The sequence below is a fragment of the Methylolobus aquaticus genome (genome assembly GCF_054172105.1).
Genome location: NZ_JBSYXP010000029.1, coordinates 1 through 15159, shown reverse-complemented (window position 1 = coordinate 15159; position 15159 = coordinate 1). Strand labels below are relative to the sequence as shown.

General features: G+C 59.9%; 13 protein-coding genes. 7 read left to right on the top strand and 6 right to left on the bottom strand.

All coding sequences use genetic code 11. The annotated features are described in order from the left end of the window. On the top strand, positions 1–327 hold a 327-nt coding region (locus tag ACW73L_RS21775), incomplete at its 5' end, for a hypothetical protein (RefSeq protein WP_498924644.1). A gap of 147 nt (positions 328–474) precedes the next feature. After that, entirely contained in the window at positions 475–1380 is a 906-nt protein-coding gene (locus tag ACW73L_RS21770; protein WP_498924643.1) for a hypothetical protein, read from the top strand. Positions 1381–1923: 543 nt separating this feature from the next. Here ACW73L_RS21770 and ACW73L_RS21765 read toward each other — a convergent pair. From ACW73L_RS21765 to ACW73L_RS21740, 6 genes are all read right to left on the bottom strand, one after another. Then, on the bottom strand, positions 1924–2121 hold the full coding sequence (locus ACW73L_RS21765; RefSeq protein ID WP_498924642.1) for a hypothetical protein: 198 nt from the start codon (positions 2119–2121) through the stop codon (positions 1924–1926). 4 nt (positions 2122–2125) lie between these two features. Continuing rightward, positions 2126–2335 carry a DUF1289 domain-containing protein gene (locus tag ACW73L_RS21760; RefSeq protein WP_498924641.1) on the bottom strand — a complete coding sequence of 70 codons (210 nt, stop codon included), beginning with the start codon at positions 2333–2335 and terminating at the stop codon, positions 2126–2128. A 38-nt stretch (positions 2336–2373) separates the two neighbouring features. Beyond that, complete coding sequence (locus ACW73L_RS21755; RefSeq protein ID WP_498924640.1) at positions 2374–2544, bottom strand: rubredoxin; 171 nt, start codon at positions 2542–2544, stop codon at positions 2374–2376. A 306-nt stretch (positions 2545–2850) separates the two neighbouring features. After that, on the bottom strand, positions 2851–4506 hold the full coding sequence (locus ACW73L_RS21750) for an FAD-binding oxidoreductase (protein WP_498924639.1): 1656 nt from the start codon (positions 4504–4506) through the stop codon (positions 2851–2853). 29 nt (positions 4507–4535) lie between these two features. Next, a complete protein-coding gene (locus ACW73L_RS21745; protein ID WP_498924638.1) occupies positions 4536–5690 on the bottom strand; it encodes a globin domain-containing protein in 1155 nt (384 codons plus the stop codon). Positions 5691–5929: 239 nt separating this feature from the next. Beyond that, complete coding sequence (locus ACW73L_RS21740; RefSeq protein WP_498924637.1) at positions 5930–7729, bottom strand: glycoside hydrolase family 15 protein; 1800 nt, start codon at positions 7727–7729, stop codon at positions 5930–5932. Positions 7730–8695: 966 nt separating this feature from the next. Between ACW73L_RS21740 and cysD the strand changes: the two genes are divergently transcribed. The 5 genes from cysD (at position 8696) to ACW73L_RS21715 (ending at position 14776) form a co-directional block, all read left to right on the top strand. After that, on the top strand, positions 8696–9652 hold the full coding sequence (gene cysD / locus ACW73L_RS21735) for a sulfate adenylyltransferase subunit CysD (RefSeq protein WP_139559759.1): 957 nt from the start codon (positions 8696–8698) through the stop codon (positions 9650–9652). A gap of 61 nt (positions 9653–9713) precedes the next feature. Then, complete coding sequence (locus ACW73L_RS21730) at positions 9714–11003, top strand: sulfate adenylyltransferase subunit 1 (protein ID WP_139559758.1); 1290 nt, start codon at positions 9714–9716, stop codon at positions 11001–11003. A 353-nt stretch (positions 11004–11356) separates the two neighbouring features. Continuing rightward, positions 11357–12664: a glutamate-1-semialdehyde 2,1-aminomutase gene (locus ACW73L_RS21725; RefSeq protein ID WP_498924636.1), complete on the top strand. Its 1308-nt coding sequence runs from the start codon at positions 11357–11359 to the stop codon at positions 12662–12664. Between the two features lie 281 nt (positions 12665–12945). Beyond that, the gene (locus tag ACW73L_RS21720; protein WP_498924635.1) at positions 12946–13704 is read left to right on the top strand and encodes a sulfotransferase; all 759 of its coding nucleotides are present in this window, start codon (positions 12946–12948) and stop codon (positions 13702–13704) included. Positions 13705–13933: 229 nt separating this feature from the next. After that, on the top strand, positions 13934–14776 hold the full coding sequence (locus ACW73L_RS21715; protein ID WP_498924634.1) for a sulfotransferase domain-containing protein: 843 nt from the start codon (positions 13934–13936) through the stop codon (positions 14774–14776). Positions 14777–15159 lie beyond the last annotated feature (383 nt).

Below are 15159 nucleotides of genomic sequence, written 5' to 3'. Positions count from 1 at the left end.
ATACCGTATTTTACCCCGTCCAGAACGCCGGAGCCCCCGCCACACAACGCCTTCGGAGTTTTTCACCAGCCTGTTAGGCACGGGAATAGCATTTCGCTGGCGTATATAGCAAAAAGCAACTTACCAACAGGAACGGGGGTATATTATTTAATGGAGCATGGAAGTTATTATGCCGGTTATTGGATGGGTGTTGATTTTCCACTGGGGCATAAGGTTCAGTGTCCTTATCTTCTTACTTCTTTAGAAAAGCCAGAAACAGAGTCATGTGAGCACCGATGGCCGGAAACCTTCAATGGTCAACCATGTGTCATTCTTAAGCATCGCTAACATGGCTCTCAAGCGGGACAGTCGTTCTTTGGCGCCCGCCCCTTAGCCCTGCGATAGATTTAAGGGAGGTACGTGGCAAACGACATGGAAAACCAACTGGGGCTGCGGTCAGACAGAGAGGGCGTCGCATCGTACATAGTAGGTTTCTTGAAAGCCTGGCAGCAGGCTGCACTGCCGCACCAAAGCTTGGCGACCACTAAGCCATCATCCGAGCTTATACGCTGTTCGCTTGCACATCTTCAAGTGTTCATAGTACGCGCGCTTGAGACTTTTTTTCGCGACTGCTTTGTTCTGCTTTGCAAACGCGATCCCTCATTTCTAGAGAAGGCGACTGAGGCAACGAAGGGGAAGATTGACTATGCTACTCTGTCTGCCTTTATAAGTGGAAGAGCCTCGATTGAGGACCACTTGGCTGCACAGAGAAACTTCCAGAACCTAGATGTCGTCAACTTGGCGTTCGAACCATTATTCGGCCGCCCAACGTTTGATGCACTGAATGAAACTACATTCCATCCTCTTGTGCCGGGGGATCCACCTAAGAGGATAAACATAGATCTTAGGGAGCAACCATGGAGAGCGCAGCTTTATGAGCTTGTCGATGCGCGCCATCAAATCATTCACAACGCGAACCGCCCCCTGCCCACTGACCAAGAGCGCGTACTAAAACAGGCTGACACAGCTCTGCTGGTGGCGCAGCTCTTCGGCTCTCATCTAGCTACCACATTGGGTGTCGGAATGATTGCCACGGAAGCGCCCTTATGGATGGTCGTTCTTATGGCAGTTGCAGCCAAGAGCAATGCGAGTCCCGCAGAACTAATGGGCCGCATGACCAAGGAAATAGCAGCGAATAGTGAGCTTCGTGACGCGAAAGGCCACATTGGTCCTGCCATAGTTTTTGCCCAGCACATTATGCGTCTCCGCTTTGCTGAGAGTCACCCTACGGTCTCCACAGTTGCCGACGGTCGAGACGTTCTTCACCTGCTTAGTAAGGTGGGGGAAGATTTCGAGCTACAGACGCTGCAGGGTTTGCACAAAGACGGGGCCAGAGTATGAGCCGCAAGAAGCCAAAGCGGCAAGAGTACGGTGGACCAGTTTGTAGCCAGGGGTCAGTTCTTGATTTTCGACCTACCGATGCGGCGAACCTATTGTCTTCCACATTCCCTCCTCGTTCTCCCTGTGACCCTGCGAAGTGCACGGTACGGCGACACTCGACCTCGTCCAGCCACATAGGAGCGGTCCGTCGAGCGCTGTGACCGCGACTCGGATTTCCGCGATCTGTATGACCGAAAGCCCCGGGGCGGCGGTTTTTCGTGATCACCGTCGCCCGCGGATGTCGCAGTCAGGCAACAGCATGGGGTCAGTTCTTTACTTTCGACCTACCGAAGCGTCCGGCCGCTTGTCTTTCGGATTCCCCTCCTCGTTCTCCCTTTGACCCTGCGAAGCGCACGGTACGTCGACACTCGACCTCGTCCAGCCACGCATGCGCTGTCCGTCGTCGAGCACTCCTCCGACCCCGACTCGGATTTCCGCGATCGTCCCAACCGATAGGCCGGGGCGCCGGTTTTTCGTGATCACCGTCGCCCGCGGAAGTCTCAGTCAGTCGGCCGAGTGCACGAAGCCGACCAACAGTGTCATGAGACCGGCAAAAAGCGAGGCGCTGATTCCGGACAACAGGGAAGTGAGGAAGCCGGTGGACCCGCTACCCCAGACGGCCGCTTCGAACATCAGGAAGAAGACGCCCAGCCACAAGCCATGACGCTGCCACCGCCGATCCATTTCGATGAGGGCAAGCATGGCGTTACGTCGCCGCCTTGAATTTGGCCGACACGCTTCTGGCGACGAATTCCGAGAATTCATCCACGTTGTCATAGCCTTGACGCTGGGCGAAACCGACCAGCGCCATGATCATCTGTTTCGTCTCGGCAATCTCTTCGTGAGAGCGACCACACCCTTCGCAGTGCGTTCCCTCCTTGGTGCAGTGGTCGGGTACACAGGGTCTGAATTTCATGGCGAGTTCCTCCTGGTTGAAGGCTGGCGTCGGGGCGGTCAATCCATTCGCTCGAAAAAGCTCTTGGGTGCGCCGCAGATCGGGCAGGCCCAACTCTCGGGAATATCCTCCCATCGTGTCCCCGGGGCGATGCCGCTGTCGGGATCGCCCTTGGCTTCGTCATAGATATGCTCACATTCCATGCATCGGTACTTTTTGTAGTCGGACATCCTCGGATACCGTGTCGTTGTTGTTGTCGTGAACCAGTGCCGTCTGCCGCAAAAGGGCAGCGGCCGCGGCGATCGCCAGGGAGGGACCGCGGGCACTAGGGCAATGCCTGCGCCTGTACCTGCGCTATTGGCGAAAGGCTCCGGTGCTTTGCAAGCCTACAAGGTTTCGACTCACAAACATCACTCGGCCCGGCGATCATACACTGACGGCTCGACGGTGTCGGCAAGCCTTGCCCGAACCCCGGGGAATGTCTGAGAAGTTTGCTGGTGCCCTCGCGCTCGACCCGCCTCCGCGCTGGCGAGCCGTCAGGCGTCCACTTCTAGATCGGATCGAGCCGTGCACGAGCAGGCCCAGACGAAGCCGGCCGCGCGCGAGGCCGCGTCGATCTCGCAGGTCGGCGCAAAAGCGACCTCGCCCCGGCACTTGACCTCGCACTCCCCGCAATTTCCGGCGCGGCAATTGCATTCGATGCCGATGCCATGGGCTTCGGCGAGTTCCAGCAATGAGGTGTACTCGTCGGTTTCCACGGACAGGCCGGAGTTGCGAAAGATCACGCGATGCCGTGTCCCCGTGAGATTCAACGGGGTGGTCCCCGAAGCGGCGCGGGCGGCGACGTAGGAGGGCCCGAAACTCTCCGCGTGCAAGGCCGAGAAGTCGAAATCGAGTTGCCGCAACAATGTGCGGACATCGTCCATGAAGGGCTCGGGACCGCAAAGGAAGACCTGCCGGTCATGCAAATCCGGTGCGACGAGCGACAGCATCCCGGCATTGACCCGGCCGGTGATGCCGGTCCAGCCCCGGGCCCCGACCCCTTCCCCGGTAAGTGTCAGCGCGACACGGAAGGCCGGGTGGCGGGTCGACAGCCATTCGAGTTCCCGGCGAAAGAGGATGTCTTCCGGCCTCCGGAATGACGCGAGGAGCGTGAGGTCGACGTCCGCGGCGGTGTCGACGATCCAGCGACACATCGACATGATGGGCGTGATGCCGCTCCCGGCGCCCACGAAAAGCAGCTTCCGCACCGGATTCGCGACACAGCTGAAGCGACCCGCAGGCGCCTGGGCGCGCAGCACGTCGCCGATTCCGACGCGGTCGCACAGCCAGTTCGACACCAGTCCACCAGGCATGCGCTTTACGGTGAGTTCCAACAGGTGCGGGCGTGAGGGAGTGGAGGACATGCTGTAACAGCGGTGCACCTCGCGGCCGTCGATCTCCAGCAGCAAGGTCACGTACTGGCCCGGCTGATAGCAGAAGAGCATTGGCGGCTCGCCGGCGAACCGAAAGGTCCGGGTGTCGGCGGTCTCGTCGAGGATATCGACGACGCGCAGCCGCGCGGTGCCTTCACGCCACAGCGGCAGTCGTTGGCGCTCTTCGAGCAGTTCCGACCGCTGCGGAGAAAGAGGTGCTGGTAACGACACCTCGGTCCGGACGAGGGCGCGCGTTGCGACTGATCGATCGGTATCCCCGTCTCCGCTTGATCCCGCCATCGAGGCCAGCGTAAACAACAGCTGATAGCCGGGAATCTCGACGACGGTACCGTCGAAAAGCCTTGCCGGATCCTTGGGCGCGAGCCGCTTGCGGTCTACCAGCGTCTCGCAAGCCGGTTCCAGCGCCTCGATGTAGAACTCGTCGTCGAAGCGCCACAAGCACGCGTGAAACATGCCGAGACCGAAGGCCTCCAGCCGGATCGCGGCGGCCGGGTGACGCCCGATGACTGCCTCTGGCGGCAGTTGCCGCAGATCGAACTCGTGGACCGGGATGCCGCGTCGCACGACGACCAGACGGTCGGACTGGGTCGAATCGCAACGCCGGGTGCCCGAAAAGAAACTGCGAGCCCACAGCGCGGAGCGCGGATCTCCGCCATGAGCGTGCTCTCCGGGATCGGGTGGCTCCAGGTCATGATGGCAGACGTCGCCGAACAGGCGCTTCGGCCACTTGGCAGCGAATTCGTAGACCTCATTCATGGCAGGAGCCCCACGGCGGCTTTTCGGATTCAGCGGTTCATTACATCGTCGCGAAAACCTTCCAGGATCTCGCAGAGCCCGTTGACCTCCGGTTCCGGTAGCTGTGCTGCGATCACGGTGTCCCGAAAGTGCTGCAACACCCGGTCGAAGTGGGCGTCGGTGAGTCCCAGTTCATCGATCAGGCGTTTGTGCACCGAGCGTAAGTCCTTGCCTGAATAGGGGTACGGGCCACCGAAGGCCATGGCCAGGAAGGACTTCTGCTTCAGATGTTGCGCTTCCATGTCGACGTCCTCGAAAAAGCGGCCGACGAAGTCGTCCTTAAGTACGCGACGGTAGAAGTCGTCGACCAGCACTTCCATCGCCTTGTCGCCGCCGATACGGTCGTAAAGCGGAATTTCCTGCAGGCGGAAGTAATCGCCTCCTTTGGCAACTACGTTATCCGTGCCCCAGTCGACCCGCTTATCCAACCTTTTCATTAGCGGGATATGCTTCGAGCATTGGATGTAGGCTTCTTCCACCTCGACCATGACCCAGCGCTCGGGCCGCTTCTTGCCTTCCAGGCCGATTTCGTCCATGACGTCGTTCGGCAGATCGTCTCTGCAGGCCAGCAGTTCTTCGTTCGTCACGATTCGCGCCCGGCCGTTGACGTGCAAGCCGATGGTGTCGCGGTACAAATCCAGGATCAGCATCGCGATATGCGGGTTCTCGGTAATGTTACCGAGGTTCGCGAACACCCCGTTGCCGCGATACTCGGGATAGATCAGGTACTTTTCGTCCAGCACCCGGATGAAGCCCGGCCGGCCGAATTTCGAGGTGCAGTCGCATTCGCCATGGCGGTCGGCCGTTGCCACGAAAAGAATTTCCTGTCGTGCGATGAACGCCTGCATCGTCGGTGACAGGTAGTCCAGGACCTGGCGGGTGTAGAAGCCATGGGCTCGTTCCTGCGAGCCGTATTGGCACTGCAGCCGGTGTTCACCGTCGGAGCCGGGCAGCAGGCCGCGTGGTGAAGGAGTTACCTTTGCCGGGAGCGATTCAGCGGGTCGAACTGCCGTGTCGGGGGCGCCTGTGTCGGCGTGCAGCGGACCCGGCGTGCTTGCCGTTGGCGTTTCGCGACTGGGTGTTGCCTCGTGATGCCGATCGCGCGCTTGTTTACGCTTCGCCGCGAACCAAGCGAATGGCTTCATGACCCGATCCCCCTCATTCCGATGGGCGTGAGTCGGTACCCGGGTGGATCTCGAAATTTGCGGAAGAACCGGGTGCCGGCGCTGGCGCTTCTTGGCCTTCCCTGTTGCGCCTTTATTGCTTCCCTTCAACTGTGAGGGTCGCGCTCCGGACCAAAGCCGTCAATCCGTAGGACTACGTAGCGGACGGCGCAGTCGTTCCCGTGAAGTGCGTGTCGATCACTCGACGCGTGGGAGGGGCGTCAGAATGCTTCGTCCCAGCGTATCGAAAGCCGTATTGCGGTGCTGATCAGGCCGACCATGCTGTAGGTCTGCACGAAGTTGCCCCAGGGTTCGCCGGTGGCGGGATCGATATGCTCAGCCATCAGGCCAAGCCGATTGCGGCACGCGATCAGGCGTTCAAACAAGGCCCGGGCCTCGTCCTTGCGGCCGAGCGCCGCGATCGCATACAGATACCAAAAGGTGCAGATCACGAACGCATTCTCCGGCTCCCCGAAGTCGTCGCTCTCGACGTAGCGAAACACGAAATCGCCCCGCTTGAGCTCCCCTTCGATAGCGGTAACCGTCGCCGCGAAGCGGGGGTCATCGGCCGGCAGGAAGCCGAGTTCGTTGATCAATAGCAGGCTGGCGTCCAGGGTGTCGCCTTCGAAACTGGCGACGAAACTCTGCCGAGATTCACTCCAGCCCGGCGCGAGTATCGTTTCGCGAATGATCCCGGCGCGACGCTCCCATTCGTCCGCGCGATCGACCAGGCCGAGTTGTCGGGCGATCCGGGCCAGCCGGTCGCAACCCGCCCAGCACATCAGACTCGAGAAAGTGTGGATGCGGGCCATGCCGCGCAGTTCCCACAGCCCGGCATCGGGTTTGTCGAAAAGCGCGAACGCGCGGTCGCCGAGACGTTCCAGGCGTGCGAACAGGACGCGGTCGCCGCGACGGGTCAGACGCCGGTCGAAAAACATGTGCGTCGCGGTCAGGATCGCCGAGCCGTACACATCGTGCTGAACCTGACGGTAGGCCTGGTTCCCGACCCGGACCGGGCCCATCGCGCGATACCCCGTAAGCGAGGGCACGACACGTTCTTCCAGATTTGTCGCACCCGTGATGCCGTAGCACGGTTGCAACGAGCCGTCGGCAGTGCCTGCCGCGATGTTGACGATGAATGCGATGTAACGCTCCATCGTGCGCGTCGTCCCCAGGCGGTTTAGGGCGTTGACGGTGAAATAGCCGTCGCGGAGCCAGCAGTAGCGATAATCCCAGTTCCGGCCGGAACCCGCCGCCTCCGGGATCGAGGTCGTCACTGCCGCGATGATGGCCCCGGTGTCGTCGAACGCATTCAGCTTAAGCGTGATCGCTGCCCGGATCACAGCCTCCTGCCATTCGTACGGGATCGAAAGGTAGCGTACCCATTCGTGCCAGTATCCTGCCGTCTCCTCGTGGAAGCGCCGCCCCAGCGGTCCCACGCCTTCCCCGACGGTCTCATCAGGGCCCAACAGCAGCGTGTACTCGGCCTCCAGGAACAGCGGATACTCTTCCAGGATTGCGGTGATGGGCGCATCAGTAGTCAGGCGCAGCGCCAGTTCGGAGGTCTGGTAGCGAACATGATGGCTGCCCCAGGTCACGTGCGCTCGCCCTTCGCCGTAGTTCTGCGCCGGCCGCACCCGAAAACGCACGCGGGGTGTGCCGGCGAGACGCCGTACCTGACGGACCAGCATCATCGGGCAGAACATGCGGCCGAACTGCCGAAAGCGGGGTGCGAAATCGGTGATTTCGATGGCGTTGCCGTGCCGGTCCTGCAGCCGGGTCACGAGTATCGCGGTGTTCTCCTGATAGGTCTGGCTGCTCTCAGCGAGATCGATCAGCTCGATGGCGCAAAAACCCGCATCGTCGGGCCGGCGTTCACCACGCAACAAGGAGCAGAACACCGCGTCGCTGTCGAAGCGGGGAAAACAGCCCCAGACGATCTCGCCATGCTCATCCACCAGTGCGGCGACCGTGCTGTTGCCGATCAGGCCAAGTTCCAGGTTCTGCAAACGCTCAGTCATGGCCGTGCTCCATCAGCATCCGGCGCAGCCACCCGCGCACGGCATCGACATCTTTGAGCCTTACCCGCGCGACGCTTGCTCCGTGCCCCACTTTGATCGACAAGCCGCACCCTTGGTCGAAAAGGTGAGGCGCGGCGAAATCTACAGGGTGAGGACCGAGCGCAAGGGCTGGGTGCACGAGGATTTGCTCTGGCGCGGCTGCCGCTGATCCGTCGTGTTTGATGGGGGGGCTCAGGAGAAGCTCCGGGATTTTGGGGTCAGTCCTCGAACCACCACATCGCCTTCTTGTTGCTGCCTGGTGCGAAAGCAAGGACAGGTTGCTGTTTACTGATTGACGCGCCCCGTCTCTCGCATAAGATCCGCCATCCGGATGCGCCGATGGGAGTTAGCTGCCTCGGCCGACTGTCCGATACATTCCCTTGCGCGGTAGCGGCCCGCTTGCGTCCTATTTCCCGGTGGTCTGCCGCGTGCTGTGTTGGCGGTCGTCGTGGCGCTGGCTCCGATCGAGCCGACTCGGTTCGCATCCCATTGCCGCTTCGTGTTGACCGATGATGTTCATCTGCTGGTGACGCCGGTCACCCGCGGCGGGGTCGCTCGAAGACGGAGCAATCTGGAAGGCGATCCCTGGAATCCGGCTTCCATGCGGAAATGGCCGTGCCGATACGAACGGGTGACACGGTAGCATGGTCCTTGGCGAATCAATTTGCGGTCCAGCTGTGCGTCTCCCGCCCAGACGGTAAAACGGAGCGTTTCCTGACAGCTCCTTCTCGGCGCGTAGCGTGCGCTCCCGCTTGAGGAGAGGGCTGGTTGGTGTGGCCGGATTGGACCGTTGGCGGATCGACGGCTCTGGTGTGAACGGCTGCGTTCGAATTGCCCGCTTGGACAGATACCCCTCTGATTAGGTATGCTAAACACTCGCGTAAATTCGCATAAACGGTTGCCAGCAACCCAAAATCCAGTGAGCCTATGAGCGTACCAGCCAAAAACATCCCGGGTTTACTCGACGAGCATCACAGCGACGCCGGTGGCTACTTCAGCCATTTGGACGCTCTTGAGGCGGAGTCGATCTTCATTCTGCGCGAAGTGGCGGCCGAGTGTCGCAACGCCGCGCTACTCTTCTCCGGCGGCAAGGATTCGGCCGTCGCCCTCCATCTAGCCCGTAAGGCCTACTTCCCCGAGAAGGTCGGTTTCACGCTGCTGCACGTCGACACCGAGCACAACTACCCGGAAGTCATCGAATTTCGGGATCGAATCGCGGAGAAGTTTGGCTGCAAGCTCGTTGTTCGGTCGCTTGAGGATTCGATCAAGCGCGGTACGATCCGGATGAAATCGCCGGACGAGGCGCGTAACCCGTACCAATCGGTGACCTTGCTGGAAGCCATCGCGGAATTCGAGTTCGACGCGTGTATTGGCGGTGGTCGACGCGACGAGGAGAAAGCGCGAGCGAAGGAACGGATCTTCAGCTTCCGCGACGAATTCGGGCAGTGGGATCCGAAGAATCAGCGGCCGGAGTTGTGGGAGCTGTACAACACGCGGGTGCATAAGGGCGAGAACATGCGGGTGTTCCCGATCTCCAACTGGACCGAACTCGACGTTTGGCAGTACATCCTGCGGGAAAAGATCGAGTTGCCCGAGATTTACTTCGCTCACGAACGCGATATCGTGCGCCGCAGCGGGGTGCTGGTGCCCGTCACGCACCTGACGCCGCCGAAACCCGGCGAGACGATCGAGAAAATCACGTGCCGCTTCCGGACCGTGGGTGACATTCCCTGTACGGCTCCGGTCGAGTCGACGGCGGCGACAATCGAGGACATCGTGCGCGAAACGGCAGTGACCCGGATCACCGAGCGGGGCGCGACGCGGCTGGATGATCAGACCTCCGATGCGGCTATGGAGCGCCGGAAAAAGGAAGGGTACTTCTAGGGCCCCTCGGTACATCGATCATCATCCCGTTTCAACTTCCCGCGGAGTCGGTTCAACAAGCATGAGTACCCATACCGGTTTATTACGATTTATTACCGCCGGCAGCGTCGACGACGGCAAGAGCACCCTGATCGGGCGGCTCCTTTACGATTCGAAGAGCATTCTGGCCGACCAGTTGTCAGCCATTGAGAAAACCTCGGAGCGGCGCGGTCTGACGCAGGTCGACCTGTCGCTGCTGACGGATGGCCTGGAAGCCGAGCGCGAGCAAGGTATCACGATCGACGTCGCTTATCGGTACTTCGCGACACCCAAGCGCAAGTTCATCATCGGTGATGCGCCTGGCCATGAGCAGTACACGCGGAACATGGTCACGGCGGCATCGACGGCTGACGTTGGCATCATTCTGATCGACGCGCGTCGGGGCGTTCTGCCGCAAACCCGTCGCCACTCGTACCTGGCGCGTCTGGTCGGAATTCCGCGTGTCGTTCTGGCCATCAACAAGATGGACCTCGTGGACTACTCGAAAGAGGTCTTCGAGACGATCCGGACCGATTACCTGGCGTTTGCCGAAAACCTCGGATTCACCGAGATTCTGCCAATACCGATGTCCGCCCTGGAGGGCGACAACGTTGTGGAAACTGGAGACCACATGCCTTGGTACACCGGTCCCACGCTGGTGGATTACCTGGACACGGTGCCGGCTCTGCACGACGGTTCGGATCATCCGTTCCGTTTCCCGGTGCAGCGCGTGACGCGTGTGATGCTGGGTAATCAGGCGGAGGCGGTGATCGGACTGCCGACCGAAGGCGAATTTCGCGGCTATCAGGGCGGCGTTGCGGCTGGAACCGTGCGGATAGGTGACGCCGTGCGCGTCCTTCCCATAGGGAAGACCAGCACCGTCAAGAGCATTCTGACTGCCGATGGTCCGTTGACCGAGGCGCAGGCTGATTCGGCTGTTGTGCTGGAACTGGCTGACGAAATTGATATTTCCCGCGGGGACATGCTGGTGGCAGCCAGCGCTGAACCGATCGTGACGCAGGATCTCGAAGCCACGATGTGCTGGTTGTCCGAGGAGGAGTTGACGCCGCAGCGCAAGTACTGGGTGAAGCACACCAGCCGCACTGTGCGTGCATCGTTCAAGGAACTGCTGTACCGCGTTGATGTGAACACGCTGGAGAAAATTTCGGGGGTGGACACGTTGCGGATGAACGACATCGCTAGGGTCAAGCTGCGGCTACAGCAGCCTATCTTCGTCGATTCGTACTCCGAGAATCGCATTACCGGAAGCTTCATCGTGATCGATGACGCGACCAACAACACGGTTGGTGCGGGCGTTATCGCCCCCGAGTGAGTCTCCAAAGTGATTGGGGCTGCTGTAGCGGCAGCCCCCTTCCGTTTCGCGATGGTGCGTATGTTTGGTAGGCGGAGCGGCGGTCGTGCCGTTGCTGGCATCACCTCTTGTTCACCCGTTGCGTGCGTACTTTCAGCGGGGCATCCGTAGGCCTGCGTTCCAGCGTCGTTTGCTTTCTCTTGAAGCGTCAGCCGTTCGCATCGTCGGTGATCACTGAGCGCTCAGATTGGACGGGGCCTGGGTGTTGAAGCCGGGGAGCGGTGCGGTGTCGTAGCAGCTGCCTTCCGGATGGGAACACTTGCGCAGTCAGACGGCCGGGGATGTGTCTTCTTTCAGTTGGTCGGAGTCTTGACGTGAACTTCGAAAAATCCATCGCGCTGCAGAGGCGGCTCGAGGAGTTGGTCCCTGGCGGTTCTCATACCTACGCCAAGGGTGAGGACCAGTTTCCAGAAGCGTATCCCGCTATCATCGCGCGCGGGGATGGTTGTCGCGTCTGGGATGTCGACGGCAACGAATACATTGAATTCGGGAGCGGGCTGCGCTCGGTCATACTCGGGCATGGCTATCCATCGGTGGTACAGGCCGCATGCCGCGAGGCCATGCGGGGCCTTAACTTCGTCAGGCCGGCGGCCATCGAATGCGAGGTGGCAGAACATTTTCTCGGCCTCATTCGCGGCGCCGAGATGGTGAAGTTCGCCAAGAACGGTTCTGATGCGACGACTGCGGCCGTCAAGCTGGCTCGTGCCTACACTGGCCGGGATCTCGTCGCGATCTGCGGCGACCAGCCATTCTTCTCGGTCGATGACTGGTTTATTGGGGCCACCCCCATGGACGCCGGAATCCCTAAGGTCATCAAGGACCTGACGGTCAGGTACGCCTACAATGACATCGGCAGCGTACAGGCCATGTTGGATGCGCATCCCGGGCAGATCGCGTGCCTGATTCTGGAAGCCGAAAAGACCGATCCGCCACTGGAAGGTTTCCTGCATCAGGTCCAGAGTCTCTGCCGCCAACATGGGGTCGTGTTCATACTGGATGAGATGATCACCGGTTTTCGCTATCACCTTCGCGGGGCCCAGCAGATCTTCGATCTGGATCCCGACTTGTCCACGTTTGGCAAGGCCATGGGGAACGGCTTTGCGGTCGCCGCGTTGGCGGGCAAGCGGGAGTTCATGCAGTTGGGTGGGCTTGCGCACGACCGAGAAAAGGTGTTTCTGATGTCGACCACGCATGGTGCCGAGAGTATGGGCTTGGCAGCTTGTCTGGAAACGATGAAGGTGTGTGAGCGGGAGCACGTGGCGGATGTGTTGACGCGGCAGGGCGAGCGGTTGGCGGCCGGGGTTCGTAAGTCGGTGGAGGAACTGCACCTTCAGGACTTTTTCGGATTGGCGGGACGCCCTTGCTGCCTTGTTTTCTGGACATTCGATCAGGATCGTAAGCCGTCTCAGCCGTTTCGCACGTTGTTCCTGGCGGAATTGATGAAGCGCGGGGTCTTGGCTCCCAACCTTGTTGTCAGCTTCAGCCATTCCGACGCCGATATCGACGAGGCTATCCAGGCTATTGCCGGCGCGCTGCAGGTTTACCGGAGGGCTCTGGATGAAGGCCTCGAAAAATTCGCAGTCGGTCGTTCGGTTAAACCGGTCTTCCGCCGGTTCAACTGAAGTTGATCTGATCTACATTTTTTGGGTCGTTCGGGACAGTTTGATGCCGAAAATGCCGGTCATCACTCCTGTGATATCCTAGGTCGCCAGGTTTGACGCAAGACAAGTCGCCGTATGGAATGGACACTGGATACCAGTCATCCATATGCGACGGCACGATATAGCCTGACGGTCCTGCGGGTCGCAATCATGAGTATGATTGAGCGCCCGTCTTCGTGGCGCGTTTCTCGTCGAATGCCCTCCCCGTTTGAAAGTTTATTACCTGCATCAAGCCGTAGCTGATGAATAAATTTGTGATCGTCGGTACCCAGCGTACCGGCAGCAGCGCGCTTGCCGAATCCATCGGGATGCATCCGGCTGTGGCCTGCGGCTGGGAATGGTCGCTTCGAGTACCCTGGCTTAGAAAGATACGTGCTGCTGAGAAGGCACTTTCCGGTGACTTTTCGGGCTTGATGAATCATGAGCGGCAACACATGGAGGGGCTGTTCTCGGACCGCATCGAGTGGCTTGGCTATCGGAGCCTCTTCAGTTCGTCGGACAAATGGCTGATTGCGCCGCGGTTCAACGCGGCCCTGTTCTTCGATCGGTTCGGCGAGCATCTGTCGTGGTTCCGCCGGCAACGTGGCTTGCACATAATTCACATCGTTCGGCACGATAACCTGGAGTGGCTCAAATCCAAGTTCGTTGCTGTAGCGACGAATGCCTACGTAGGTACTGAATATCCCGACGACCTGAGGGTCGACATTCCATTGAGGGCATCAGTAAAGCGGTTGCAGTCCAAGGCCTGGGTCGACACGATGCTCTCGACTTTGGTGGAAACCAATCCCTACTTGCTGATTCGTTACGAAGATCTGCTTCGAGATCGCACCGAGACGGTTTCGAGGGCATTGCGCTTCCTGCAGTTGGACCCGGCTGACGCCGATTTGTCGCAGGCGAGGATTGCTCGGCAGTCGACAGGCGATGCGTCGCGCTATATATCGAACTACGAGCTGTTGCAGAAGACGCTGCAGGACAAGGGACTTTTGACGTCACCACTATAAGCACGTCATCTGCGCGACATTGGTGCGGGGCGGTGACGGACTGGTGCCTAAGGGCGGGGGCCAGGCAAGCGCGAGAAGGCGCCTGGGCTGCAGTGCCTTGTGATTTTCGGCCTCAGATCTGGGCGCAGGCGCGGAGATGCGCAGGCGCGCGCGTTCGCAGGCGCTTGCGGTCTTGTTGGTCAACGTGGCCTTGCATTTTCCTTGGGGACGATTGTTGAGTCTGGATAGTATGAAACCGACATTCATTGGTATCGGTGCACAAAAATGTGCTTCCAGTTGGATCTACCGCATTCTGGAAGACCATCCGGAGGTCTGTCTCTCCGAGCGCAAAGAACTGGATTTCTTCTCATATCACTACGACAACGGGTATCAGTGGTACGAGCGGCATTTCGCTTGCGGCAGTGTCGCGAAGGCAGTCGGCGAGATCTCGCCCTCCTACTTCCACGATTACGATGCCCCGGCGCGTGCCAAGGCATACGACTCTCAACTGAAAGTCATCGTGTCCCTGCGTGACCCGATCGAGCGGGCTCTCTCGCACCATAAACATCTCGTCCGCCTGGGGTTTTACACTGGACCCGATTTCAGCTTCGAGGCGGGATTGGCTCAAAACCCGTCCTATGTCGAACAGGGTCTCTATGCGAAACATCTTTCGCGGTGGCTGTCCGAATTTCCTCCCGAACAGCTATTGATCGTGTATATGGACGACATCCGGACCGATGCGGATGCGGTCGTTCGCGAGGTATATCGCTTTCTCGATATCGCCGAGGATCACCGGCCGGCGGCACTACACGTGAAGGCCAACCCCAGTTATGTCGTCCGGAACCGCATGCTTGATGGATTCGTCAAGAAGTGCCGCACCGGGGCGAAAGCCCTGGGGCTCAGATCGTTGTGGCAGGCTCTCGGGCGCACACCGCTGAGGGGCTTGTATGAAGCATCCAACCGTATCGATAGCGATGCCGTGATTCCGAGCATGCTCCCCGAAACCCGCGCGCAACTGCATTCCGTGTTCGAAGAGGACACTAGACAGCTCGCGGTGTTGACTTCCCGGGCAGTTTCCTGGTCAAAGAAATGACGTAGGGCTTCCAGCCCGGCTCTTGGTCTTGGGCAGACGCGGCCTTGTTTCCAGCCTCCCATTCGACCGGTTGATCCGCTCCTTCGAGCCGTGAGGTCAGTCAGGGCGAGGGTAGGGCGGCTGGCCCGGCCTCACCGTGGATCGCAATGGTTGCCTTACAGTCCCCAGCGCGCGGGACGCGTTCCTATCTGGCGTCCTTTCAGTTCGCGCACCGCGTCGCTTGCTCCGTATCGGCAAGCCGCTTGAACCACCAGATTGCGAAGTTCCGCTGGACACTGTTACAGCCTGTTGACACCTATTTCTGTTTTCTGGATAATGCGCGGCTCGTCTGGTGCTGAGTGATTTGGGCTTTTGGTCTGGGGGCTTGGTGGCGGGTCGAGAGG

Bases quoted from the DNA above. Each gene is read 5' to 3' on its own strand.
- ACW73L_RS21740 (WP_498924637.1), bottom strand. From the start codon at position 7,729: ATGACTGAGCGTTTGCAGAACCTGGAACTTGGCCTGATCGGCAACAGC.
- ACW73L_RS21755 (WP_498924640.1), bottom strand. From the start codon at position 2,544: ATGTCCGACTACAAAAAGTACCGATGCATGGAATGTGAGCATATCTAT.
- ACW73L_RS21765 (WP_498924642.1), bottom strand. From the start codon at position 2,121: ATGCTTGCCCTCATCGAAATGGATCGGCGGTGGCAGCGTCATGGCTTG.
- ACW73L_RS21730 (WP_139559758.1), top strand. From the start codon at position 9,714: ATGAGTACCCATACCGGTTTATTACGATTTATTACCGCCGGCAGCGTC.
- ACW73L_RS21750 (WP_498924639.1), bottom strand. From the start codon at position 4,506: ATGAATGAGGTCTACGAATTCGCTGCCAAGTGGCCGAAGCGCCTGTTC.
- ACW73L_RS21720 (WP_498924635.1), top strand. From the start codon at position 12,946: ATGAATAAATTTGTGATCGTCGGTACCCAGCGTACCGGCAGCAGCGCG.
- ACW73L_RS21715 (WP_498924634.1), top strand. From the start codon at position 13,934: ATGAAACCGACATTCATTGGTATCGGTGCACAAAAATGTGCTTCCAGT.
- ACW73L_RS21745 (WP_498924638.1), bottom strand. From the start codon at position 5,690: ATGAAGCCATTCGCTTGGTTCGCGGCGAAGCGTAAACAAGCGCGCGAT.
- ACW73L_RS21760 (WP_498924641.1), bottom strand. From the start codon at position 2,335: ATGAAATTCAGACCCTGTGTACCCGACCACTGCACCAAGGAGGGAACG.
- cysD (WP_139559759.1), top strand. From the start codon at position 8,696: ATGAGCGTACCAGCCAAAAACATCCCGGGTTTACTCGACGAGCATCAC.